The sequence below is a fragment of the Rhodococcus sp. IEGM 1406 genome (assembly GCF_030056745.1).
Taxonomy (GTDB): Bacteria; Actinomycetota; Actinomycetes; order Mycobacteriales; family Mycobacteriaceae; genus Rhodococcus_F; species Rhodococcus_F erythropolis.
In genome coordinates, this window is the sequence record NZ_JASHKO010000002.1 from 857,896 (window position 1) to 880,821 (window position 22,926).

Sequence of the window (22,926 nt, forward strand, 5' to 3'; positions counted from 1 at the left end):
GGGTTACGTAACGTCTTGGGCATGACTACGGGTAGGCATGCAGCGCTGGGCGCACTGGCTCTGGTGCTCGGGACATCGTTGCTCGCAGGTTGCGCGGACTTCGACGAATCGACTGCCTCGCCGTTCACACCCGAACCGACCAACCAGGCAAGCGCCGAAGTGCAGCCGGAGAACCCACCGCCGTCGACCACGCCGCCGGCGCCGCGGACCGGCCCCCTCGGTCCGTGTCAGGACGCCGACACCGCCGTGATCGCAACCTGTCTCGACACCACCGGCGGCCTCGTCACACTCCCGGACGGAAACTCCGGACTGGTGGCCGAACGGCGAACCGGCCGAATCATGCAGGTAGCCCCCAACACGACACCGGTCGAGGTTGCCAAAATCGACGTCGACGGCAGCGGCGACGGCGGACTGCTCGACATCGCCCTCTCCCCCACATTTGTCGAAGACAACCTGATCTATGCCTACGTCACCACCGGAACCGACAACCGGGTGGTCCGCATTGCTCCCGGTGACACCGCCAAGGAGGTCCTCGGTGGAATCCCACGCGGCGCGAGTGGCAACGGTGGATCACTGGAATTCGCGGCACCCGATCAGCTCATGGTTCTGACCGGCGATACCGGCAACCCTGCGGTTGCTCAGGATCCTGGCTCGTTGGCGGGGAAGCTGTTGCGAGTCCGATCGCTGACGCCCAACGCTGCGCCGCCTCGCCCGGAAGTTGTTCTGTCCGGAATCGGAAACGGCGGCGGCGTATGTGTCGATCCAGGCATCGCGACGTGGGTCACCGACCGAACCACTCTCGAAGATCGCCTCCAACGCGTCGGCGCCGACGGCACGGTGACATCCCCCGCGTGGACGTGGCCCGACCGACCCGGAGTCGGCGGGTGCATCGCAGCGCAGGGAGTGGTAGCTGTCGCGCTGGGGGCCGGCAAAGCGATCTCGGCGCTGGCCGCCGATCCGGGAACAGGAGCAGTCACGACCGCACCGTCGGCAGTGGCGAAAGACACGTACGGCCAACTGGGCGGTTTGGCGCTCGGATCCGACGGTTTGATGTGGGCGAGCACGATCAACAAGACCGCGGGCGAGCCGGGGCCGAACGACGACAAGGTGGTCAAGATCCCGATGCCGAGTGGCAGCGGCGGGATCGACTGAGCCGCGATCGCCGAAGCGCCATGTCTGTTCGGTCACGGATCCCGTGACCGAACATGCACAGATGCGTACTCTTTTGTTAGCGGGGCTAAACACCCCGCACTTGCCAGGAGCGGTTGGCCAATCACGACAAAGGAGTCGGTATGAAGGCAATCCAGTACACGAGAATCGGCGCGGAACCCGAACTCACGGAGATTCCCAAACCCGAGCCCGGTCCAGGTGAAGTGCTCCTGGAAGTCACCGCTGCCGGCGTCTGCCACTCGGACGACTTCATCATGAACCTGCCCGAAGAGCAGTACGCCTACGGCCTTCCGCTCACGCTCGGCCACGAAGGCGCAGGCAAGGTCGCCGCCGTCGGCGAGGGGGTCGAAGGTCTCGACATCGGAACCAATGTCGTCGTCTACGGGCCTTGGGGTTGCGGCAACTGTTGGCACTGCTCACAAGGACTCGAGAACTATTGCTCTCGCGCCCAAGAACTCGGAATCAATCCTCCCGGTCTCGGTGCACCCGGCGCGTTGGCCGAGTTCATGATCGTCGATTCTCCTCGCCACCTTGTCCCGATCGGTGACCTCGACCCGGTCAAGACGGTGCCGCTGACCGACGCCGGTCTGACGCCGTATCACGCGATCAAGCGTTCTCTGCCGAAACTTCGCGGAGGCTCGTACGCGGTTGTCATTGGTACCGGCGGGCTCGGCCACGTCGCCATTCAGCTCCTCCGTCACCTCTCGGCGGCAACGGTCGTCGCTTTGGACGTGAGCGCGGACAAGCTCGAACTGGCAACCAAGGTAGGCGCTCACGAGGTGGTTCTGTCGGACAAGGACGCGGCCGAGAACGTCCGCAAGATCACTGGAAGTCAAGGCGCCGCACTGGTTCTCGACTTCGTCGGCTACCAGCCCACCATCGACACCGCGATGGCTGTCGCCGGTGTCGGATCAGACGTCACGATCGTCGGGATCGGGGACGGCCAGGCCCACGCCAAAGTCGGGTTCTTCCAAAGTCCTTACGAGGCTTCGGTGACAGTTCCGTATTGGGGTGCCCGCAACGAGTTGATCGAATTGATCGACCTCGCCCACGCCGGCATCTTCGACATCGCGGTGGAGACCTTCAGTCTCGACAACGGTGCCGAAGCGTATCGACGACTGGCTGCCGGAACGCTCAGCGGCCGTGCGGTTGTGGTCCCTGGTCTGTAGACCGACAGCGGTAGAACGACAGCGGTAAATACTGATGCCCGGCCGAATTAGATTCGGCCGGGCATCAGTGTCAGAAATTCAGTGTGCGCTAGCTGCACGCCTCGATGACAAGTTCCTTCACACGAGCAGCGTCTGCCTGTCCTCGGGTGGCCTTCATGACGTCGCCGACGATCTTTCCGGCGGCCTGGACCTTGCCGCTGCGGATCTTGTCCGCGATGTCGGGGTTGGCTGCGAGTGCTTCGTCGACGGCTGCCTTGAGCTTGGTTTCGTCACGTTCGACGACCAGCTCCGGGTGGGCCGCGACAACCTGCTCCGGGTCACCCTCGCCGTCGAGGACGTGATCGACGACCTGGCGAGCGACCTTGTTGTTGAGCTTGCCGCTGTCGATGAGAGCTACGACCTGCGCAACCTGCGCCGGGGTGATCGGCAGAGCGCCGAGTTCGACGCCGCGGGTGTTGGCCTGCTGCGACAGGTAGGACAGCCACCAGGAGCGCGCTGCCTCGGGCGAAGCACCGGCCTCGGTGGTCGCGATCACCAGATCGATGGCGCCGGCGTTGACGAGGTCACGCATGACCTCGTCGGAGATTCCCCAGTCCTTCTGGATCCGCGCGCGGCGAATCCAGGGAAGCTCCGGCAAGGTGCCGCGCAGTTCTTCGACCCACTCGGCGCTCGGAGCAACAGGCTCGAGATCCGGTTCCGGGAAGTAGCGGTAGTCCTCGGCCGTTTCCTTGCGGCGTCCGGCGGCCGTGGTGCCGTCGGCTTCCTGGAAGTGGCGGGTCTCCTGGATGACCTCGCCGCCGGCGTCGAGAACTGCTGCCTGACGGCGCATTTCGTAGCGAACTGCGACCTCGACGCTCTTGAGGGAGTTGACGTTCTTGGTCTCGGTACGCGTTCCGAGTTCCTTGGCGCCGATCGGCATCAGCGAGATGTTGGCGTCGCAGCGCATCGATCCCTGATCCATCCGCACGTCCGAGACGTCGAGTGATTTGAGCAGATCACGAAGCGCCGTCACGTAGGCGCGGGCAACCTCGGGTGCGCGCTCACCGGCACCGTGGATGGTCTTGGTGACGATCTCCACCAGCGGCACACCCGCACGGTTGTAGTCGAGCAGTGAGTGGCTCGCACCGTGGATACGGCCGGTAGCGCCACCGACGTGGAGGGACTTACCGGTGTCCTCCTCCATGTGTGCGCGCTCGATGTCGACACGCCACGTCGTCCCGTCGTCGAGGATCACGTCGAGGTATCCCTCGGTTGCGATCGGCTCGTCGTACTGGGAAATCTGGTAGTTCTTCGGCTGATCCGGGTAGAAGTAGTTCTTGCGTGCGAATCGGCCCCAAGGCGTGATGGAGCAGTTGAGCGCAAGGCCGATCCGGATCGCGGACTCGACAGCGGCTGCGTTCACCACTGGCAACGAACCGGGCATGCCCAGACAGACCGGGCACACCTGGGTATTGGGTTCGGCACCGAACTCGGTGGGGCACGGGCAGAACATCTTGGTCGCGGTGCCGAGTTCTACGTGCACCTCCATACCCATCACAGGCTCGTACTTGGTCAGTACTTCGTCGTAATCGAGGATGTCGGGCGCATCGACAGCAGTCATGGTGATCAGTTTATGCGTCTGCGGCTCAGCCGAAGAATGCGGCTGCCTCCTCGTAGCGCTCCTTGGGCACCGTCTTGAGTTTGCGGGTCGCCTCGGCGAGCGGAACAAGGTCGATGGACGTTCCGTGCAACGCGACCATCTGACCGAAATCTCCGCGGTGAGCTGCGTCGGTGGCATGAACGCCGAAGCGAGTGGCGAGGATGCGGTCGTGCGGCGTCGGGGTGCCGCCGCGCTGAATGTGTCCGAGGACGGTGGTGCGAACTTCCTTGCCGATGCGGCGCTCGATCTCGTTTCCGAGCTGCTGCGCGACGCCGGTGAAGATCTTGTGGCCGAACTCGTCTATGCCACCTTCGCGCAGGGTCATCGACGCGGGGTCGGGCATCGCGCCTTCAGCGACGACGCAGATGAAGTGGGAGTCGCCGCGCTGGAAGCGCTTCTTGACCATCGCGCACACCTCGTCGACGTCGAACGGCTGTTCCGGAACCAGAGTCAGGTGTGCCCCCGACGCCAGTCCGGCTTGCAGCGCGATCCAGCCCGCGTGCCGGCCCATCACCTCGACGAGCATGACGCGCTGATGCGATTCAGCCGTGGTGTGGAGTCTGTCGATGGCGTCGGTGGCGACAGCCAAGGCGGTGTCGAAACCGAAAGTCACGTCAGTGCAATCGATGTCGTTGTCGATCGTCTTGGGCACACCGATCACGGGTACGCCGCTCTCGGAAAGCCAACTGGCCGCGGTGAGTGTGCCTTCGCCGCCGATCGGGATCAGGACGTCGATCCCGTTGTCGTCGAGGGTCTGCTTGATCTGATCGAGGCCCGCACGGAGTTTGTCGGGGTTCACGCGAGCGGTGCCGAGGATCGTGCCGCCGCGGGTGAGGATGCGGTTGATGCGGTCATCGGAGTCGAGCGGGACCTTGCGGTCCTCGAGCAATCCTCGCCAGCCGTCCCGGAATCCGACCACGGTACTGCCGTAACGACCGGCCGACGTACGTACGACGGCGCGGATGACCGCGTTCAAGCCCGGGCAGTCGCCGCCGCCCGTGAGGATTCCGATTCGCATAGTGCAGCACCTCTCGTGACCGGATTGTGGATCTTGGTGTCCATCTTCCCCCAGTCACCGTATTGCCGCAGGATAGCGGCGTTGCCGAGCCGCAACGCCGCGCCGCACGGGACCCCTAACCCGGCGTAACGAGCCCGCTTTCGTACGCCAACACGACTGCCTGGGCGCGATCGCGCAGATCGAGCTTGGACAGCACCTTCCCGACATGGGTCTTGACGGTCTGCTCGGCGACGAACAGCCGCTCGGCGATCTCGACGTTGGACAATCCGCGGGCGATCAGTTCGAGGACCTCGCGCTCACGTGGGGTCAGCGCATCGAGCGCTGCGGGCCGTGCGCGCGGTGCGGCCCGCCGGCTGGTCACATCGGCAATCAGGCGACGCGTCACCGTCGGCGCCAGCAAGGCCTGCCCTTCGGCGACGACGCGCACCGCCCGAATCAGTTCCTCAGCCGGTGCGTCCTTGAGCATGAACCCGCTCGCTCCGACGCTCAGGGCCTCGTAGACGTAATCGTCGATGTCGAAAGTGGTGAGCATGAGGACTCGCACCGGCGGTTCCCATCCGGCGGACAGAATCTGGCGGGCAGCGTCGAGTCCGTTCATCTCGGGCATACGAACATCCATCAACACCACGTCCGGACGCAATCGCGCGACCTCGGCGACGGCGATCTTGCCGTCCGGCGCATCGCCGATCACGCTGATGTCGGGCTGGGCGGAGAGTAGGGCTCCGAACCCTTGTCGAACCATCGCCTGGTCGTCTGCGATGAATACTGTGATGGGCACTCGGACAGCCTAGGCGGGCATCGACGGCAACTCGGCCCGGACCTCGAACCCTCCGTCCTCGCGCCGGTTTGCCAACAGCATGCCGCCCACCGCCGAAGCCCGCTCACGCATTCCGCGTATTCCGTTGCCACCAGTGGTTTCCGACGCCGAGTGCTGATTGCCACCCAGTGGCGAAGGCCCGTTGTTCACGAGCGCGCTCACCGATTGCGGGCCGAACGCCACGGCGACCTCGATGGGTCCGCCTGGTGAATGCCTGGCCGCATTGGTAATCGACTCCTGAATGATCCGGTAGAGCGCAAGGCCCGTGGATTCCGAGACCGACGCTCGATCTCCGTCGACTCGCCACGACACCGGAAGTCCGGCACGGGTGCTGCCGAGCAGCAGGTCGTCTAATTGATCGACGCCCGGTTGCGGGGCCGTCACCACGGAGTCACCGTCGCTGCGCAGCACTCCGAGGAGTCCACGAATCTCGTTGAGCGCTGCTCGCCCTGTCTCACTTATCGATTCGAATTCGGTCCGGATCTCGGGAGTGACCGCATCGAGTCGGTACGGCGCACTCTGCGCTTGCACGACCACCATCGACATGTGGTGGGCCACGATGTCGTGCAAGTCGCGGGCGATCCGCGCCTTCTCCTCAAGGATCGTTCGCCGAGTGCGCTCGAGTTCACTGACTTCTTCCTGCTTGGCCAATTGACGACGAGAGAGAACCAACCAGCGGATCAGCAGGCAGAAGACCACCAGCGCGCTCAATCCGACAGCCCAACCGGCTCCGTCGCTTCCCGGAGCGTTGCCGAGGAAAAGCAGCACCGTGGCGATCCAGGCGACGCCGACAACCTGAATGGGCGCCCGCAGACTCACCGCGGCGAGCAACGACATCAGCACGATGATGTGGACGACCTGCCACGGGTAGTCGTAACCAGTCGTGTTGTCGAACACCAACGGGATGATCAGTGCCGACACCGCCGACACCGCCCATCCCAACGGAGCGTTGATCCGGATCAGGACAAACGGAAAGGCGGCCAACGCGGCGACGAAGGGCATGATCGGCGGCGAAACATGATGCGTCAGTTGCAGTGTCGGCCAGGCAATCGAATAGAGGATCAGAGTGATCACTACGATGACGATGTTCCAGAACTGACCGCGGGCCACGAAACTGGTTGCCCGGCGCACCTTCTCCGAATGTACGACCGCCCCGTCGAGGCCGGACAGCACCGACCCGGCAGTGGTGTATGTCGGCGCGGGCACATCCGGTGCGCCTCTGTTCTTCCTTCGGACCTTGATCACCCGTCAAGCCTATGAAGGCGAACCCCGAAAGTCCTCATACTGCAGAGTGAGATCCCCCTACCTCCGAGGTATCACAGGGGAGGGAATTCTCACCCGATCGCACGTCGGAGAACCCCTCTCCAGAGCGATGACCGCCAGGATTGTCCGTTCATAGCGTGAACGGCATGCGGATCACACGAGTGAAAGACCTCTCTCGAAGCGCCGGCACCTGGGCTGCCCTGGCGCTGGCGGCAACGGCAGCGATCACCGTCACTGCCGGAGCGAGCGGAGCCGAGCCGCCGCGCACCGAGAATTCGAACGCATCCAGGGCGATCGCCACTGTGACTACCGCGGATGCCTCTGATGCTGCGACCACCATCCCGTCGGATTTCGCCGCATTTGCCGGCTACACGCCTACCGTCGTCGACGGATACCTCGCCAACCCCCACGGCGACTGCTCGTCACCGATTCCGCTTCCCGACGAATTCGACTCGGCCTGCAAAGCACACGATCTCGGGTACGACCTACTCCGCTACGCGCATTCGCACGGAACGGAACTGGGGCCGTGGGCCCGCCAGGTCCTCGACGGTCAGCTCGACGAGCGAATGCATGCGGCCTGTGAAGACCGCACGTCCTTTCTCTCACGTGGGTATTGCTTCGCGATGGCCGATGTCGCCGTCACAGCGGTGAACGGAAACTCTTGGCGCCAAAGCTATCTGACACCGGTCGCGGAATCGGGGTTCGGTTACGGCACGGCCGGAGTTCTGGCAGTTTCCGCCCTCGGCTTCACCCTGATGCGATCGCGGCGCCTCGATCCGTCGAACGAGTTCTCCTTCTCCCCGAAAGCGATTGCAGCATGAGCGTTCTGAATGCGTCACGGACCCCCGTCCTCGCCCGAGTCGGGGCGCTCGCACTCCCCCGGGTGTCCACGAGCGTCGCCGTGGCAGCGATGTCCGCCCTCTCACTTGCCCCTGGACTGCTGCCGAGATCAGCCGCACTCCAAGGGGTGTTCAGCGGTCTGCTCGTCGCGGTCGGGCTACTGGCGATGTGGGCGTTCTCCGCGGTAGCCCGTCGGCTCGTCCCCGACCGGGTCAAGGCCCGATTCGACGAACGTCATTGGCGCATCACCGCGTTCGGGTTGTCGACGGCCGCCACCTCAGTTGCGATGTTCGCCGCCGCCGGTTGGCAGAACTCGCTGCGAGCAGCGATGGGTGCACCGCCTGCCGGGCTGATCCACTGGGTGGAGGCGGGGTGCATTGCCTCGCTGACCGCCCTTGCACTCTGGGGCCTCGGGGTCGGACTTTCGAAGGCGCTGCGGTGGATGGGTTTCGCGCGGAGCGTGGGCGCACTGGTCATGGGAGTCCTCGGAGTGCAGTTGGTCGTCGGTCCCGCCGTCTGGAACGGTCTCGCCAATTCGTTCGACAAGTCCAACGCGTACATCGACACCGCTCTCACACAGCCGCTTTCGGCCTCCGCGACAGGCAGCTCCGAATCGCTCATCTCGTGGACCGCGATGGGCGCGGAGGGACGCAAGTTCGTTGCTGCAGGCAAAGACTCGGTGCGCGTCTACGCCGGTGTGGATTCCGCACCCGATGCCGCATCGCGTGCCGCTCTCGCCGTGAGTGAGCTCGATCGCGTCGGCGGCTTCGCCCGCAACAGCGTCGTGGTGGCCGTTCCGACCGGCTCGGGCTGGATTGACACCCACGCAGTCGACGGTATCGAGCAACGGTTCGGCGGAGACGTCGCGATAGTCGGGCAGCAATACTCCGACGCACCCAGTTGGGCGACATTCCTGTTCAGCCGCGACGACGCCGAAGAATCAGCCACCGCCCTGTTCACAGCTGTCGGTAGCCACATTGCCGCGATGCCGGCCGAAGAGCGTCCGGACCTGTTCCTCTACGGACAGAGCCTCGGCGCCGTCGGCGGCAGCGCCGCACTGACCGAGAGCAGTGCCACCGTCCCGTGCGACGTGTTGTGGGCCGGTCCCCCGGCCGGCGCGACACGGACGGACGGCGCAACCGTCCTCGCGAACACGTCTGACCCGGTGGTGTGGTGGTCCCCCGCCCTCGCGACGCAGAAGCCGGATCTGAGCCGTGCCGTGCAGGACGGCCCGATCCCGCAGTGGATCCCAGGCGTCACGTTCTTGCAGACCACCGTCGACATGCTCGGTTCGCTCGGTGTCCCCGCCGGTCACGGCCACCGCTACGGAACCGATCAGGGAACGGCTTTGGGGACTTGCTCCTGAAACTGCTGTGCGCCTTTATTAACCGCGGGGGGTTAATAAAGGCGCACAGCAAACAGGTCAGACTGCAGTTGCAATCGGGCCGCGAGCAGCTTCGTAGGCGGCACCGACACGGTAGAGGCGCTCGTCAGCCATGGCGGGCGCCATGATCTGCAGGCCCACCGGCAGGTTGTCGTCCGCGGACAGACCCGATGGCACCGACATGGCGCAGTGTCCGGCCAGGTTGGTCGGCAGCGTGCACAGGTCGGAGAGGTACATGGCCAACGGATCGCCGACCTTCTCCCCCAACTTCCACGGCGTGAACGGGCTGGTCGGCGAGACCAGTACGTCTACCTTCTCGTAGGCCTTGTCGAAATCGCGTGCGATGAGGGTACGAACCTTGAGCGCCGAACCGTAGTAGGCGTCGTAGTAGCCCGAGGACAGTGCGTAAGTACCGATCATGATGCGGCGCTTGACCTCCGGGCCGAAACCGGCGGCGCGGGTTGCCGCCATGACCTGGTCGGCACTCATGTTGCCTTCGTCGACACGCAGTCCGTAGCGCATGGCGTCGAAGCGGGCCAGGTTGGACGAGACCTCACTGGGCAGCACCAGGTAGTACGACGCGAGCGCATGCTCGAAGCTCGGGCACGAAACCTCGACAACTTCGGCGCCCAAAGCCTTGAGTTGCTCGACAGCAGCGTCGAAGGAAGCGATGACGCCGGGCTGGTAGCTGTCGGAGTGAAGTTCCTTGACCACACCGACTTTGACGCCGCGCAGGTCGCCGACTGCACCTTCACGTGCCGCAGCGACCACCGGACGCACGGGGGCGTCGATGGACGTGGAGTCACGCGGATCGTGCCCGGCGATGACCTCGTGCAGCAGAGCGGTGTCGAGCACGGTGCGACCACAGGGGCCACCCTGATCGAGCGAGGAGGCGCACGCGACGAGCCCGAAGCGCGAGACAGTTCCGTACGTCGGCTTGGTTCCGACCGTCGCGGTGACCGCAGCGGGCTGACGGATCGACCCGCCGGTGTCGGTGCCGATGGCCAACGGGGCCTGACGCGACGCGAGCGCTGCAGCGCTACCGCCACCGGATCCGCCGGGGATGCGGGTGACATCCCACGGGTTACGCGTCGGACCGAATGCGGAGTTCTCCGTGGAGGAGCCCATCGCAAATTCGTCGAGGTTCGTCTTGCCGAGGATCGGGATGCCCGCAGCGCGAAGCTTGCTCGTCAGGGTCGCGTCGTACGGCGCAACCCAGCCTTCGAGAATCTTCGACGCACAGGTGGTCGGCATGTCCGTCGTGGTGAAGATGTCCTTCAACGCAATCGGAACTCCGGCGAGTGCCGAAGCGGGTTCGTTTCCGCCTGCGAGCGAGTTGTCCACTGCTGCGGCGGCTTCGAGAGCCTGTTCACCGGCAACGTGCAGGAAGGCGTGGTACTCGGTGTCGACGGCAGCGATGCGGTCGAGATGCGCCTGCGTGACCTCTACCGAGGACACCTCACGCGAGTGGATCTTGCCGGCCAGCTCAGCGGCGTCCAGCGTGGTCAGATCGGTCATTCGCCCTCTCCAAGGATCTGCGGAACCGCAAAGCGATCCTGTTCGACTGCGGGTGCTCCGGACAATGCCTGCTCGGGGGTCAACCCGGGCACGATCACGTCGGGGCGCGTCACGTTGGTGACGGCATTGGGGTTCGCCATGGGCGGGACGTCGTCGGCCGCAACCTCGGTGACCACCTTGACGTGGTTGAGAATCGAATCCAACTGACCGGCGAACTCGTCGAGTTCGGCATCGGACAGGGCGAGTCTGGACAGCCGCGCGAGGTGCGCGACCTCGTCACGGGAGATGGCAGGCACCGCGGGGCCCCTTTCGGAAGAGGACGTGAACATTGCCGGTCCAGCCTAGTTGCTCGCCGCGACAGACCTGTAAGCACGCCTGCTGTGTCGACCGGTACGCACGCCTACTGTGTCCACCGCCACGTCGAATCCACCTCGTGTTTCGCTCGTGTGACAAGCATGTGCACCCGGTGTGACCCCGCCGCGGCGCCCACCAACGCGTGCTGAGCAAGTGCAAAGATGGGTGTGGCCCGGGTCGACGTGATCCGGGCGAGAACCGATCAGCGAAAGGCACGCACGTGTCGTACCTGCTTCGCGTCCAACTGCCCGACCGACCCGGCAGCCTCGGCGCGCTCGCCGTAGCTCTCGGATCCGTGGGCGCAGACATCCTCTCCCTCGACGTCGTGGAGCGAGGCGACGGTTTTGCCATCGACGACCTCGTGGTCGACGTCGAACCCGGAGCACTGCCCGACACCTTGATCACCGCTGCCGAGCATCTGCCCGACGTGCTGGTCGATTCGATCCGCCCCTACGCCGGGATTCTCGACACCCATCGTGAGCTCGAACTCATCGATTCCGTTGCGACAGCCCGAAACGATCGACTACAGGTCCTCGTCGACGGCGCGCCGCGTGTACTGCGAGTCGGCTGGTGCGTCGTCGCGGACATCGGCAAGCACGGTGCGTACCGCGTCGTCGGTAGCGCCGGTGCGCCGGAAACCCATGCCACCGACATTCCGTGGATGCCACTGGACAAGCCAACCGCCCTCGACGGCGAGGCCGACTGGGTTCCGGACGTCTGGCGTGAGATGAACACCAGCCTCGCTGCCGCACCGCTCGGCTCCGGCAATCGCGTCCTCATGCTCGGTCGTCCCGGAGGACCCGAATTTCGCCCTTCGGAGATAGCCCGCCTCGGCTATCTCGCCGGAATCGTCGCGACAGTGCTGGGTTGACCAGGCCGGGTAATCAGGCCAGACCGCGAACCATGACCGTCAACTCCATACCGCGAATCGGCTCCCACGCACGCTCCGGATCGGGGACGAACCCGTTGCGGTCGTAGATACGACGAGCATCGACCATCTCGGGCTGCGTCGAGATGACCACCGAGTGATCGCCTCGGTCGTAGGCTTCGGCGATCACTGCGCGAACCAATGCGGTTCCGGCGCCCGATCCCCGAGCCTGCGGCGAGACCGCGAGCATGCGGAACTCGAGTTCGCCCTTCTGCGCAACATCCGCGAAGGGCGTGCCGGGTTCGGCGATCGTCAAAGAACCCACGACCTCTTCGCCGAGAACGGCAACCAGCACCCGCCCCTGCTCCACCCGAGTTGCGGTGTCTCGCAGGCGCTCCGCGTACGGCGATCCGCCGGCGACAAATCCGCCACCCACGTACGACTGCACAGTCAGTTCCCCGACGGTCTCGAACTCAGCCGGTAGAACTTCACGAATCTCGATCATGGCGTCACTATCGCACCCAGCACACCAATCTCAGAAATCGGACAAAGTCACTCTGATTCGTCCAAATCGGTGGGAGCGACCGCATCCGGGCCATCTTCGAGCAACCGCCGGAAGCCGTCTTCGTCGAGCACCGGCACACCCAATTCGACTGCCTTGTCATGCTTGGAACCGGGCGCTTCACCGACGACGACAAACGCAGTCTTCTTCGAGACCGACCCAGCCGCCTTACCGCCGCGCACCAGAATCGCTTCCTTCGCCTGATCTCGCGAGTACGTCTCGAGCGAACCGGTGACGACGATCGAGAGACCCTCGAGATTGCGCGGAATCGAGTCGTCTCGCTCGTCCTCCATGCGCACCCCGGCCGAAGCCCACTTGTCGACGATCTGCTGATGCCAGTCGACGGAGAACCACTCCACGACAGCGGCGGCGATTGTGGATCCGACACCGTCGACTGCAGCCAACTCGTCGACCGACGCTTCCCGAATACGTTGCAGCGAACCGAATTCGCCGGCCAACGCCCTCGCAGCAGTGGGGCCGACGTGCCGAATCGACAGTGCCACAAGCACTCTCCACAACGGCTTGTCCTTGGCCGAATCCAGGTTGGCCAGCAAGCGTTTTCCGTTGGCAGACAGGGCTCCCGCATTGGTGCGGAAGATCGGAACCTCGATCAGTTTCTCGGCGTCGAGTGAAAAGAGATCGCCCTCGTCACCGATGACCTTTGCCTCCAGCAGTCCGGTCGCGGCCTCGTAACCGAGCACCTCGATGTCGAATGCTCCGCGCCCCGAGACGTGGAACACGCGCTCGCGCAACTGCGCCGGGCAGTACTGCTGATTAGGGCATCGCACGTCGACGTCGCCCTCTTTCGCGGGTGCCAACAACGTGCCGCACTCGGGGCAATGCGTCGGCATGACGAACTCGCGCTCGGTACCGTCACGAACGTCTGCCACGGGACCGAGAACCTCGGGAATCACATCTCCGGCCTTGCGCAACACCACGGTGTCGCCGATCAGCACACCCTTGCGCTTGACCTCCGAGCCGTTGTGGAGGGTGGCCAAGGACACAGTGGAACCCGCCACCGTGACGGGTTCCATGTACGCGAACGGCGTCACGCGACCCGTGCGGCCGACACTGACCCGGATGTCGAGGAGCTTGGTCGTGACCTCTTCCGGCGGGTACTTGTACGCGATCGCCCACCGCGGTGCGCGAGACGTGGTGCCCAGACGTCGATGCAACGACATCTCGTCGACCTTGACCACCAACCCGTCGATCTCGTGCTCGACGTCGTGGCGATGTTCTCCCCAGTACTTCATCTTCTCGACCACGGCGTCGGCGCCGACCACCCGCGAGGTGTGCGTGGACACCGGCAGCCCCCAGGCGGCGAGGGCCACGTAGGCGTCGTACTGCGAAGCCGGCTCGAACCCTTCCATGCGCCCGAACCCGTGGCAGATCATGCCGAGGCGACGACGCGCGGTGACGGCAGGATTCTTCTGACGCAGGGAGCCCGCCGCAGAGTTGCGCGGATTGGCGAACGGCGCCTTACCCTCCTCCACCAGGGAGGCATTGAGTGCCGCGAAGTCCTCGAGGCGGAAGAACACCTCTCCTCGCACCTCGAGCAAGCTTGGAATCGGGTATTCGTCCGTAGCGGTGAGCCGCTCCGGGATGTCGTTGATCGTCAGGGCATTGAGAGTGACCAACTCGCCCGTACGACCGTCGCCGCGGGTTGCCGCACGCACGAGTTTGCCGTTCTCGTAGACGAGATTGAGCGCGACACCGTCGATTTTCACTTCGCAGAGATAGTGCAGTTCCGGCCCGGTTTCCTGCTCTACCTTGGCGATCCATCCGCGGAGTTCGGACTCGTCGAAGACATTGTCGAGGCTGAGCATCCGCTCGAGGTGATCGACGGACGTGAAGTCCGTCGCGAATCCGCCGCCGACGAGTTGCGTCGGAGAGTCGGGAGTTCGCAGATCCGGGTACCGCTCTTCGAGAGCATTGAGCTGCCCGAGCAATGTGTCGAATGCACCGTCCGAAATGACGGGCGCGTCACGAACGTAGTAGCGGAACTGATGCTGGCGTACCTCTTCGGCCAGCTCCGTCCACTGCTCGCGCGCCTCGTTGGGCGCTGGCTGCATTGCATCCGCGGTTTCAGTCACAGCTAGAAGATTATCGGTTCACACCGACACACCACACGACTCCACGTCAGAACGCAACACATCAGAACGCCGACGGATCGTCCACCAATGCCTTGCCGACGTCTGTGCACAACCGAAGGGCTGCTCGACTCCACTCGAGGCTCGCACCCGCCAGACCACAGCTTGGGGTTACCGCGACCTGGTTCTGCAGGAGTTCACGCGAGAAGCCGAGACGATCGATCAGGGTGACGGCCGGCATGGCGCACTCTTTCCACGTCACCGGCTTTTCCGGCGGGGCGGAAGGAACCAGACCGAGCGCCAATTCCTTGCCGGCGTCGAACAACTGGCCGATGCCGTCCAGATCACGTGAGCCGATGAGCGACATGTCGAAGCTCACGCCGAACGCCTGGCTTCGCCTCAGCAGATCCCACGGCATGTCGGCGCCGCAACTGTGGACGATTGTGGGCAGTCCGCAACCGCTGATCGTCGAGTCGAGAACGGCGAGCGCCTCGGGTTCCGGCAGAGCCGGAACGCTCTCCATCTTGGTGCGCCCGGGTAGTGAACCGGCCAGCACTGCCGCGATCTGCGGCTCGTCCAATTGGATCACCACTCGGGCACCGGTACGACGAGTGACCTCGGCGGCGTGGCGCGCGAGCCCCTCACCAAGTGATTCGGCGATGTCCCGGAGTGCCCCACGGTCGACGAGAACTCGCGAACCGTTTGCAACCTCGATCTCGGCGCCGAGTGTCAGCGGGCCGGCAGCTTGGAGCTTGATCACGTGGTCTCCGCCGACCAGACGGGCCGATTCCCAGGCTTCCTCGAGTGCGTCGAGATCCTGATTCAGGAAGTCCTCGGCTCGCTTCGCGACGTTGCCCCGCCGAGGCACGACGCGATAGGCGCGGGTTGAGGCATCGAGGTTGATGTCGACCAGAATGGCGCCTGCTCGGCCGACCATGTCAGCGCCGAGACCGCGGCTCGGCAACTCCACCAGGTGTGGGAAACCGCCTAGTTCGCCAAGGATGGTTGCGGCGCTTTCGCGGGCGTCCGTGCCCGGCCAGGATCCGATTCCGGTGACGAGGCCACCGATGGAAACCTGCTGTGTCACAGTGTGTTCGGCTCGGATTCGGTGCCGGAGATGGTGCCACTGCCGAGAACCTGGTCGCCCAGTTCGCTGTCGGGGCGATACAGCACGACGGCCTGGCCCTTCGCGACGCCGGTCAGTGGTTCGCGCAACGAAATGGAGATGCCGCCGCCCGAAGTACCGTCGTCGACGGCCTCGGCGACGGCCTGCGCAAGTCCGCCGTGCGCACGAACCTGCACCATGCACTCGACGGGGCCTTCCGGCGCCTGGCCCGAGGTCCAGATCGCGCGCTGGGCCGAGATGGCCCAGACGTCGAGATTCTTGGCCGAACCGACTCGCACCGTTCCGGTTTCGGGCTCGATCGCGGTCACGTACCGCGGACGGCCGTCACCTGCGGGACCTTCGACGCCGAGCCCCTTTCGCTGTCCGATCGTGAAGCCGTGTACGCCGTCGTGTGCAGCGAGGACCTCACCCGAATCGGCATCGACGACGCTTCCCGGACGAACGCCGATGCGCGCACCCAGGAATGCTCGGGTATCGCCGGTCGGGATGAAGCAGATGTCATGGCTGTCAGGCTTGTTCGCCACAGCCAGACCGCGCTCGGCGGCTTCCTCACGGATCTGTTCTTTCGGCGTGTCACCGATCGGGAACATCGCTCGCGAAAGCTGATCAGCCGTCAGCACACCGAGGACATACGACTGGTCCTTGTCCGCGTCGACCGCCCGGCGCAGGACGCCGTCTTCGAGGCGCGCGTAATGACCGGTCGCCACGGCATCGAAGCCGAGAGCGACCGCACGGTCGGCCAGTGCTGTGAACTTGATCTTCTCGTTGCACCGCAGACACGGATTGGGGGTCTCACCCGCTGCGTACGACGCCACGAAGTCGTCGATCACGTCTTCCTTGAAGCGATCGGCGAAATCCCAGACGTAGAAGGGTATTCCGAGGACGTCGGCAGCGCGCCTGGCGTCGCCGGCATCTTCCTTCGAACAGCATCCACGCGAACCCGTCCGCAATGCACCCGGCGCCGTGGACAGCGCAAGATGAACGCCGACGACGTCATGTCCGGCGGCAACAGCGCGGGCGGCGGCGACAGCGGAGTCGACACCTCCGCTCATGGCTGCGAGTACTCGCATCAGCGATCCCCTCCACGCGAACCGGCACCGGCAAGACCGGCGGCCCGAGCGCGCTCTACTACTTGTGGAAGCGCAGCGATCAGCGCGTCCACATCGGTGACACTCGACGTATGTCCGAGCGAAAATCTCAGTGAGCCACGCGCGACGGGCGATTCGACGCCCATCGCGATCAAGACATGGCTGGCTCTGGCCACACCGGCGGTGCACGCCGAACCGGTGGAACATTCGATACCGGCGGCGTCGAGCAGCATCAGCAACGAATCGCCCTCGCAGCCGGGGAAGGTGAAGTGCGCGTTACCGGGAAGCCGATCGGATCCGGTCGGGCCGTTGAGCACCGACTCGGGAAGAATCTCCAGGACTCCGTCGATCAAACGGTCACGCAACTGCGCCAATTCCCTTGTGCTGGAATCGAAGTTCTCGACGTTTGCGCGCAGCGCCGCAGCCATCCCGACAACGCCCGCAGTATCCGGAGTGCCCGAACGCAGATCACGTTCGTGTCCGCCGCCGTGAAGGAGCGGCACACACGGAACCTGGCGTCCGAGCAGCAGTGCGCCGACGCCGTGCGGACCACCGAACTTGTGCGCCGCGATGCTCAGCGCGGACAACTTGCTCGCCGCGAAATCGACCGGCAATTGCGCAACGGCCTGAACCGCGTCGCTGTGCATCGGAATCTCGAACTCAGCCGAAATCTCCGCCAACTCCACGATCGGCATGATGGAGCCGACCTCGTTGTTGGCCCACATCACCGTCACGAGTGCTACCTCGTCGGCGTGGACGGAAAGCTCGTCGCGCAAGGTCTGCGGGTCAACGACACCGTTCTCGTCGACCGGCAACCACGTCACGCGCGCGCCCTCGTGCTGCTCGAGCCACTCAACGGCGTCGAGCACCGCATGATGCTCGACGGAGCTCGCCAGGATGCGAGTGCGTCGCGGATCAGCGTCACGGCGAGCCCAGTAGATGCCCTTGACCGCGAGATTGTCGCTCTCGGTTCCGCCGGAGGTGAAGATGACCTCCGACGGCCGCGCACCCAGGCTGGCAGCGATCGATTCGCGCGACTCCTCGACGCGGCGCCGGGCCGCACGGCCGGAACCGTGCAGCGAGGACGCGTTGCCCACGGTTTTGAAGGTATCGGTCATCGCCTCGATAGCGGCTGCCGACATCGGAGTCGTGGCGGCATGATCGAGGTACACCGGAAATCCGGCGTGGGCACTGGGTGCAGGCAGAGTCATGGCTTGACAAGGATAGCCCAGCACGAGAACTCGCCCAGCCTCGCTCGGAGGCTAGGCGGTCATCGCCGGGGAGGGCTCGATTTGTCCCACGGCTTGTGTCACGAGGGGCGGTGTGGGGTCGAAGATGTCGTGAGCTGCCAGATCGATGGTTTCGACGCCACGTACGGCTCTCTCGCATCGCTGCGCGAGGTCGACTCGACACTCCCCTGCCTCCTCGAGCGGAGCCAGCCTGACCTTCACCTCGACGTTCTTCTGACGCAGGATCCGACGGATGGACTGACCGATAGTTTCGGTGCCGACAAAGCACGGTCCGGTGCACAGGGAACCGTCGGCGTTCTCGTAGCGGATCGCCATCGGCTGAACCGGGCATTCGGCGTCGACGGCAGCTTGGAACATCGCCGGGCGAAAACCTCCGTACGCCCGCCCGCACCAGGTCGTTCCCTCGGGAAACACCATTACGCGGACACCACGCTGAAGTCGTTCGCGAACGACGTCGACGGTTCCGGGAAGTTCACGCAGTCGGGCGCGATCGATGGGCACTACGCGCATCCGGCGCGCGAGACCACCGAGCACTGCCCAGTCGAGCAGGTCGGCACGGGCGACGAAGTTGGCCGGGGCAACGGCACTCGCGACGAGGACGTCGGTCCACGACACGTGACCGGCGACAACCATCACGCCCGCCGGTTCGGCGCGCCCCAACCGCTGATCGTCGACCGTGAGCTTCATTCCCAGACAACGCAGCAACGCGCGCGAGTATCCGCGTTGCATCTCCGTACGCCAGGTGCGCGGGAGCAGCCAGCCGGCCGAGAGCACCGGCGCAGTCACCAGTGCGGCGCCGACCATGACCCCGCGGGCCATCACGGTGATACTCGACACACCGGGTGCGTCCGTAGGTAGGCACCCGTCGCCGCAGGGGCTCGTCGGCACCCAGTACGGCACCGTCGCGGTCATCAGCCGATCCCCGATTCGTGTGCGGCGGCCGCCGATCGCAGCCGTTCCAGATAGCGCTTGTTGGCGGAGTGAAGGCCTTGCAGCGCAACAAAATCGGCCACACCGAACTCGGGATCGTGAGCAGGTTCCCCGCAGATCATCGCGCCCATCCGCAAGTAGCCACGGAGCAACGGCGGCATCGTCACGCGTTCCGGTGCGGCAATCTCGTCGAGCGTCAGACCGCCGAGGACCACCGGGTTTCGTGGCGTCACCCGCCGCGACCCCGGACTGGCGTGTTTGTTCATCACGAAGTCACGGACGCCGCGGACATCGGCGCCGGCAATTGAATCGGGGCTCGGCAAGATGGGCACGGAGACGCAGCCCATCACCCACTCGTATCCGGTCAGTTCGAGATAATGCAGGATGCCCGACCACATCAGGCTCAGGACGGATCCGGTGCGGTGCGCGGGATCGACGCACGCGCGACCCATTTCGACGATCCTGTTCGACACCGGATCGAGCGCGGAGATGTCGAATTCGGTTGCGGTGTAATACCCACCCGCCGCCGCAGCGGAATCCGGCGGCAGCATTCGGTAGCAGCCGACGTACTCCTCGGTGATGTTGTCACGAACGAGTAGATGATCACAGAATTCGTCGAAGCCGTCGGCGTCGAGTTCGAAGACCCCGGCCGAGGCCGGGAGGGAGAAGCCTGGCTCGGAGGCGAACACTCGGTATCGAAGGCGCTGCGCTGCGACACGATGCTCGCGGTCGGAGGAGACGATCAGGGAATATCTCGGCTGGGCGACCTCACGGCCGAGATTGTCACTCGCGGAGCGAAGGACTGACGTAATTGTCATGCGCAAGGTTTATCGAGCGCGAACGGCGTCTCGGTATCGGCGAAGTGACATGCCGATGCAGGCCGGGTGAATAAAGCACTGTGCGCCTTTATCAACCGCGGGGGGTTGATAAAGGCGCACAGCAGTTTGTGCTTTTTAGCCCTTGTGGGACTTCACAGCTTCGGTGAGCTGCGGTGCGACGTTGAACAGGTCGCCCACGATGCCGAAGTCGGCGATCTCGAAGATGGGTGCCTCTTCGTCCTTGTTGACCGCGACGATGGTCTTGGACGTCTGCATGCCGGCGCGGTGCTGGATGGCACCGGAAATGCCGAGCGCGATGTACAGCTGCGGGGAGACCGTCTTACCGGTCTGACCGACCTGGAACTGTCCGGGGTAGTAACCCGAGTCCACAGCGGCACGCGAAGCACCGACTGCAGCACCGAGGGAATCGGCCAGCTCTTCGACGACGGAGAACTTGTCCGCGCTGCCGACGCCACGTCCACCGGAGACGACAACCGACGCCTCGGTGAGCTCGGGGCGGTCGCCGCCGACAATGGGCTCACGCGAGGTGACCTTGACGGCACTCTCGTCCTGAGCCGGAACCTCGACGGTGATCTGCTCGCCTGCGCCGGCCTGCGGAGCAGCCTCGACTGCACCCGGACGAACCGAGTAGACGGGAACGTCGCCGTTGGCCTTGGCTTCGACGGTGAACGCGCCACCGAAGATGGAGTGGACGCCGGTGCCGTCAGCCTTGATCTCGATGACGTCGGTCAGCAGTCCGGAGCCCAGACGTGCGGCCAGACGACCGGCAACCTCTTTGCCCTCGGTGCCGGCTGCGGTGATGACTGCTGCCGGGCTGGTGGACTCGACCAGAGCGGCGAGAACGTCGACCTTGGGGGTGACGAGGTAGCCGTCGATGTCGTCGGACTCGGCGACGTAGATCTTCTCGGCTCCGGCTGCTGCCAGAGCTTCGGCGAGCTTTGCTGCGGTGCCCGCGGGGCCGGCGACAACTGCCGACGGCTCACCGAGTGCGCGTGCAGCGGTGATGAGTTCGGTGCTGACCTTCTTCAGCGCACCCTCTGCGTGCTCTACGAGCACAAGTACTTCTGCCATGACTTAACTCTCCCTGAGTTCTTCTGCTGGATGTCTAGAAGGGCGCGATCAGATGACCTTGTTGCTGACGAGGTAAGCGGCAATCTTGGTGCCACCGTCTCCCTCGTCGGCGATGCGCTCACCAGCGGTACGGGGGGGCTTCGGGGTGGAGGACGTCACGGTGGTGCCGGCGTTGGCAACTCCGACGGTCTCCGGGTCGACTCCGAGGTCGGCCAGCGTGTAAACGAGAACTTCCTTCTTCTTCGCGGCCATGATGCCCTTGAAGGACGGGAAGCGCGGCTCGTTGATCTTCTCGGTGACCGAGACGATCGCGGGCAGCGAAGCCTCGAGGCCGAAGACGCCCTCGTCGGTCTCGCGCTCACCGGTGATCTTGCCGTCGGCGACGACGACCTTGCGCAGCTGCGTGAGCTGCGGGATGCCCAGGTACTCGGCGATAATGGCCGGAACAGCGCCGACGCGGCCGTCGGTGGCCTCGTTGCCGGCGATGATCAGGTCGGCAGGCTCGTCGTTCTCGAAGGTGATCTGTCCGAGAGCAGCAGCGAGCGTCCATGCGGTCTGGATCGCGTCGGAGCCGTGCAGTGCCGGGTCGTTGATGTGGACGGCCTTGTCGGCGCCCATCGACAGAGCCTTGCGGATAGCGTCGGTGGCGCGGTCGGGACCTGCGGACAGCACCGTTACCTCACCGCCCTGAGCTTCCTTGATGAGGAGTGCTTCTTCGACGGAGCGCTCGTTGATCTCGTCGAGGACTGCGTCAGCGGCTTCACGGTCAAGCGTGTAGTCGCCGTCGGTCAGCTTGCGCTCGGACCATGTGTCGGGGACCTGCTTGATCAAAACAACGATATTCGTCATGGGTCTTCGTCGACCTCCTGTGTGTAATTCACCTGATAAATCGTCTGTGGTGCTCGCGCAGTCCGAGCGTCCGAAAAGAGAGTCCGACAGGTCTCCCCACGGGCGAATTTCTCGGTTCACGTCGGCTGTGCGTTAGATTACCCCACGTTAAGTTACCGGTGGGTAACTTAACGTGGAACCTCGTCCACCATAACGGCACGAACAGGAATTGACAGCAGTGATCTGGACCACGGCGAACACGTTCTACTCGGATGGCACTAATCTCGCACGGGTGAGTGAAACGAGTGTCAGCAACCACGAGGACGCACCCCTGCCCTTGACGGGCGAACGAACCGTGCCAGGAATCCCCGAGGAGAACTACTGGTTCCGACGCCACGAAGTGGTGTACCGCGCACTTCTGGAGCGCTGCACGGACCGCCGAGTCCTCGAGGCCGGATCCGGAGAAGGCTACGGCGCCAACATGATTGCGGACGTCGCAACGAAGGTTACCGGCCTCGACTACGATGTCTCCGCGGTCGAACACGTTCGTGCGCGCTACCCCCGCGTCGAGATGCTTCACGGCAACCTCGCCGAGCTTCCACTGGCCGACAACTCGGTTGACGTCGTCGTCAATTTCCAGGTTATCGAGCACCTGTGGGATCAGGGTCAGTTCCTGCGCGAGTGCTTCCGAGTTCTCGCTCCCGGCGGTGAACTTCTGATCAGTACCCCCAACCGGATCACGTTCTCCCCCGGCCGCGACACGCCGCTCAACCCTTTCCACACTCGTGAGCTCAACGCCGCCGAAATGACCGAATTGCTCGAAGACGCCGGATTCCGCGTTCAGTTGATGACCGGCGTCCACCACGGTTCACGCCTGAAGGAACTCGACGCCAAGCACGGCGGATCGTTCATCAACGCGCAGATCGACCGCGCGTTGGCCGGTGAGCCCTGGCCCGAAGATCTCACCCGCGACGTCGAGGGCATCACCGTCGACGACTTCAGCATCAGCGAACCCGACATCGACGACAGCCTCGACCTCGTCGCTATCGCCGTGAAAGAAACTGCCGTGAAGGAATCCGGCGAGTGAGTAACGCAACACCCG

The 22,926-nt window shown here is 64.6% G+C and carries 21 protein-coding genes; 6 read left to right on the plus strand and 15 right to left on the minus strand.

Annotation, left to right across the window (positions count from 1 at the left end):
• Nucleotides 1-21: 21 nt before the first annotated feature.
• Together QM596_RS13350 and QM596_RS13355 are read left to right on the plus strand one after the other, a co-directional pair.
• Nucleotides 22-1,152 carry a PQQ-dependent sugar dehydrogenase gene (locus QM596_RS13350; protein ID WP_046378383.1) on the plus strand — a complete coding sequence of 377 codons (1,131 nt, stop codon included), beginning with the start codon at nt 22-24 and terminating at the stop codon, nt 1,150-1,152.
• A 140-nt stretch (nt 1,153-1,292) separates the two neighbouring features.
• Nucleotides 1,293-2,339, plus strand: coding sequence for an NAD(P)-dependent alcohol dehydrogenase (locus tag QM596_RS13355; protein WP_283309191.1), 1,047 nt, complete (start codon nt 1,293-1,295; stop codon nt 2,337-2,339).
• Between the two features lie 88 nt (nt 2,340-2,427).
• Here QM596_RS13355 and gatB read toward each other — a convergent pair whose 3' ends face one another.
• The 4 genes from gatB to QM596_RS13375 all read right to left on the minus strand — a co-directional run bounded on the left by gatB (nt 2,428) and on the right by QM596_RS13375 (nt 7,058).
• Nucleotides 2,428-3,939, minus strand: coding sequence for an Asp-tRNA(Asn)/Glu-tRNA(Gln) amidotransferase subunit GatB (gene gatB / locus QM596_RS13360; protein ID WP_019747920.1), 1,512 nt, complete (start codon nt 3,937-3,939; stop codon nt 2,428-2,430).
• Between the two features lie 25 nt (nt 3,940-3,964).
• Nucleotides 3,965-4,996 carry an ATP-dependent 6-phosphofructokinase gene (locus QM596_RS13365; RefSeq protein WP_019747919.1) on the minus strand — a complete coding sequence of 344 codons (1,032 nt, stop codon included), beginning with the start codon at nt 4,994-4,996 and terminating at the stop codon, nt 3,965-3,967.
• A gap of 115 nt (nt 4,997-5,111) precedes the next feature.
• Nucleotides 5,112-5,774, minus strand: a complete 663-nt coding sequence (locus QM596_RS13370; RefSeq protein WP_007729374.1) for a response regulator — start codon at nt 5,772-5,774, stop codon at nt 5,112-5,114.
• A 9-nt stretch (nt 5,775-5,783) separates the two neighbouring features.
• Nucleotides 5,784-7,058, minus strand: a complete 1,275-nt coding sequence (locus QM596_RS13375) for a sensor histidine kinase (RefSeq protein WP_046378382.1) — start codon at nt 7,056-7,058, stop codon at nt 5,784-5,786.
• Nucleotides 7,059-7,222: 164 nt separating this feature from the next.
• Here QM596_RS13375 and QM596_RS13380 point away from each other — a divergent pair, with 164 nt between their 5' ends.
• A complete protein-coding gene (locus QM596_RS13380) occupies nt 7,223-7,897 on the plus strand; it encodes a hypothetical protein (RefSeq protein WP_029255103.1) in 675 nt (224 codons plus the stop codon).
• Complete coding sequence (locus QM596_RS13385) at nt 7,894-9,282, plus strand: alpha/beta-hydrolase family protein (protein WP_283309192.1); 1,389 nt, start codon at nt 7,894-7,896, stop codon at nt 9,280-9,282. Before QM596_RS13380 ends, QM596_RS13385 begins: the two co-directional genes overlap by 4 nt.
• A gap of 57 nt (nt 9,283-9,339) precedes the next feature.
• On the opposite strand, the gene gatA is transcribed toward QM596_RS13385, so the two are convergent.
• The gene (gatA, locus tag QM596_RS13390) at nt 9,340-10,818 is read right to left on the minus strand and encodes an Asp-tRNA(Asn)/Glu-tRNA(Gln) amidotransferase subunit GatA (protein ID WP_019747914.1); all 1,479 of its coding nucleotides are present in this window, start codon (nt 10,816-10,818) and stop codon (nt 9,340-9,342) included.
• Nucleotides 10,815-11,114, minus strand: a complete 300-nt coding sequence (gene gatC / locus QM596_RS13395; RefSeq protein WP_003944747.1) for an Asp-tRNA(Asn)/Glu-tRNA(Gln) amidotransferase subunit GatC — start codon at nt 11,112-11,114, stop codon at nt 10,815-10,817. The genes gatA and gatC overlap by 4 nt, the downstream gene beginning before the upstream one ends.
• 278 nt (nt 11,115-11,392) lie before the next feature.
• Between gatC and QM596_RS13400 the strand changes: the two genes are divergently transcribed.
• A complete protein-coding gene (locus QM596_RS13400; RefSeq protein WP_020969299.1) occupies nt 11,393-12,043 on the plus strand; it encodes an ACT domain-containing protein in 651 nt (216 codons plus the stop codon).
• 13 nt (nt 12,044-12,056) lie between these two features.
• On the opposite strand, the gene QM596_RS13405 is transcribed toward QM596_RS13400, so the two are convergent.
• From QM596_RS13405 to QM596_RS13445, 9 genes are all read right to left on the minus strand, one after another.
• On the minus strand, nt 12,057-12,545 hold the full coding sequence (locus tag QM596_RS13405; RefSeq protein WP_019747912.1) for a GNAT family N-acetyltransferase: 489 nt from the start codon (nt 12,543-12,545) through the stop codon (nt 12,057-12,059).
• Nucleotides 12,546-12,592: 47 nt separating this feature from the next.
• Nucleotides 12,593-14,674, minus strand: coding sequence for an NAD-dependent DNA ligase LigA (gene ligA / locus QM596_RS13410; protein WP_229756873.1), 2,082 nt, complete (start codon nt 14,672-14,674; stop codon nt 12,593-12,595).
• An 82-nt stretch (nt 14,675-14,756) separates the two neighbouring features.
• Nucleotides 14,757-15,779 carry a uroporphyrinogen decarboxylase/cobalamine-independent methonine synthase family protein gene (locus QM596_RS13415; RefSeq protein WP_021343883.1) on the minus strand — a complete coding sequence of 341 codons (1,023 nt, stop codon included), beginning with the start codon at nt 15,777-15,779 and terminating at the stop codon, nt 14,757-14,759.
• The gene (mnmA, locus tag QM596_RS13420) at nt 15,776-16,888 is read right to left on the minus strand and encodes a tRNA 2-thiouridine(34) synthase MnmA (RefSeq protein ID WP_003944736.1); all 1,113 of its coding nucleotides are present in this window, start codon (nt 16,886-16,888) and stop codon (nt 15,776-15,778) included. The genes QM596_RS13415 and mnmA overlap by 4 nt, the downstream gene beginning before the upstream one ends.
• Nucleotides 16,888-18,117, minus strand: coding sequence for a cysteine desulfurase family protein (locus QM596_RS13425; protein WP_020907247.1), 1,230 nt, complete (start codon nt 18,115-18,117; stop codon nt 16,888-16,890). The genes mnmA and QM596_RS13425 overlap by 1 nt, the downstream gene beginning before the upstream one ends.
• Before the next feature lie 51 nt (nt 18,118-18,168).
• On the minus strand, nt 18,169-19,068 hold the full coding sequence (locus QM596_RS13430) for a lysophospholipid acyltransferase family protein (protein WP_153212474.1): 900 nt from the start codon (nt 19,066-19,068) through the stop codon (nt 18,169-18,171).
• Nucleotides 19,068-19,904 carry a GNAT family N-acetyltransferase gene (locus QM596_RS13435; protein ID WP_029255099.1) on the minus strand — a complete coding sequence of 279 codons (837 nt, stop codon included), beginning with the start codon at nt 19,902-19,904 and terminating at the stop codon, nt 19,068-19,070. Before QM596_RS13435 ends, QM596_RS13430 begins: the two co-directional genes overlap by 1 nt.
• Before the next feature lie 135 nt (nt 19,905-20,039).
• Nucleotides 20,040-20,996, minus strand: a complete 957-nt coding sequence (locus QM596_RS13440; protein ID WP_046378376.1) for an electron transfer flavoprotein subunit alpha/FixB family protein — start codon at nt 20,994-20,996, stop codon at nt 20,040-20,042.
• A 48-nt stretch (nt 20,997-21,044) separates the two neighbouring features.
• Entirely contained in the window at nt 21,045-21,845 is an 801-nt protein-coding gene (locus tag QM596_RS13445; RefSeq protein ID WP_019747906.1) for an electron transfer flavoprotein subunit beta/FixA family protein, read from the minus strand.
• Nucleotides 21,846-22,116: 271 nt separating this feature from the next.
• Here QM596_RS13445 and QM596_RS13450 point away from each other — a divergent pair, with 271 nt between their 5' ends.
• Entirely contained in the window at nt 22,117-22,911 is a 795-nt protein-coding gene (locus tag QM596_RS13450; RefSeq protein ID WP_044479608.1) for a class I SAM-dependent methyltransferase, read from the plus strand.
• Nucleotides 22,912-22,926 lie beyond the last annotated feature (15 nt).

What these genes read in the sequence shown, in the direction of transcription:
- QM596_RS13430 (WP_153212474.1), bottom strand. Translation starts at nt 19,068, where the DNA reads ATGACCGCGACGGTGCCGTACTGGGTGCCGACGAGCCCCTGCGGCGAC.
- QM596_RS13435 (WP_029255099.1), bottom strand. Translation starts at nt 19,904, where the DNA reads ATGACAATTACGTCAGTCCTTCGCTCCGCGAGTGACAATCTCGGCCGT.
- QM596_RS13425 (WP_020907247.1), bottom strand. Translation starts at nt 18,117, where the DNA reads ATGACTCTGCCTGCACCCAGTGCCCACGCCGGATTTCCGGTGTACCTC.
- QM596_RS13365 (WP_019747919.1), bottom strand. Translation starts at nt 4,996, where the DNA reads ATGCGAATCGGAATCCTCACGGGCGGCGGCGACTGCCCGGGCTTGAAC.
- QM596_RS13385 (WP_283309192.1), top strand. Translation starts at nt 7,894, where the DNA reads ATGAGCGTTCTGAATGCGTCACGGACCCCCGTCCTCGCCCGAGTCGGG.
- gatB (WP_019747920.1), bottom strand. Translation starts at nt 3,939, where the DNA reads ATGACTGCTGTCGATGCGCCCGACATCCTCGATTACGACGAAGTACTG.
- QM596_RS13405 (WP_019747912.1), bottom strand. Translation starts at nt 12,545, where the DNA reads ATGATCGAGATTCGTGAAGTTCTACCGGCTGAGTTCGAGACCGTCGGG.
- mnmA (WP_003944736.1), bottom strand. Translation starts at nt 16,888, where the DNA reads ATGCGAGTACTCGCAGCCATGAGCGGAGGTGTCGACTCCGCTGTCGCC.
- QM596_RS13380 (WP_029255103.1), top strand. Translation starts at nt 7,223, where the DNA reads ATGCGGATCACACGAGTGAAAGACCTCTCTCGAAGCGCCGGCACCTGG.
- QM596_RS13445 (WP_019747906.1), bottom strand. Translation starts at nt 21,845, where the DNA reads ATGACGAATATCGTTGTTTTGATCAAGCAGGTCCCCGACACATGGTCC.
- QM596_RS13350 (WP_046378383.1), top strand. Translation starts at nt 22, where the DNA reads ATGACTACGGGTAGGCATGCAGCGCTGGGCGCACTGGCTCTGGTGCTC.
- QM596_RS13440 (WP_046378376.1), bottom strand. Translation starts at nt 20,996, where the DNA reads ATGGCAGAAGTACTTGTGCTCGTAGAGCACGCAGAGGGTGCGCTGAAG.
- QM596_RS13355 (WP_283309191.1), top strand. Translation starts at nt 1,293, where the DNA reads ATGAAGGCAATCCAGTACACGAGAATCGGCGCGGAACCCGAACTCACG.
- ligA (WP_229756873.1), bottom strand. Translation starts at nt 14,674, where the DNA reads ATGCAGCCAGCGCCCAACGAGGCGCGCGAGCAGTGGACGGAGCTGGCC.
- gatA (WP_019747914.1), bottom strand. Translation starts at nt 10,818, where the DNA reads ATGACCGATCTGACCACGCTGGACGCCGCTGAGCTGGCCGGCAAGATC.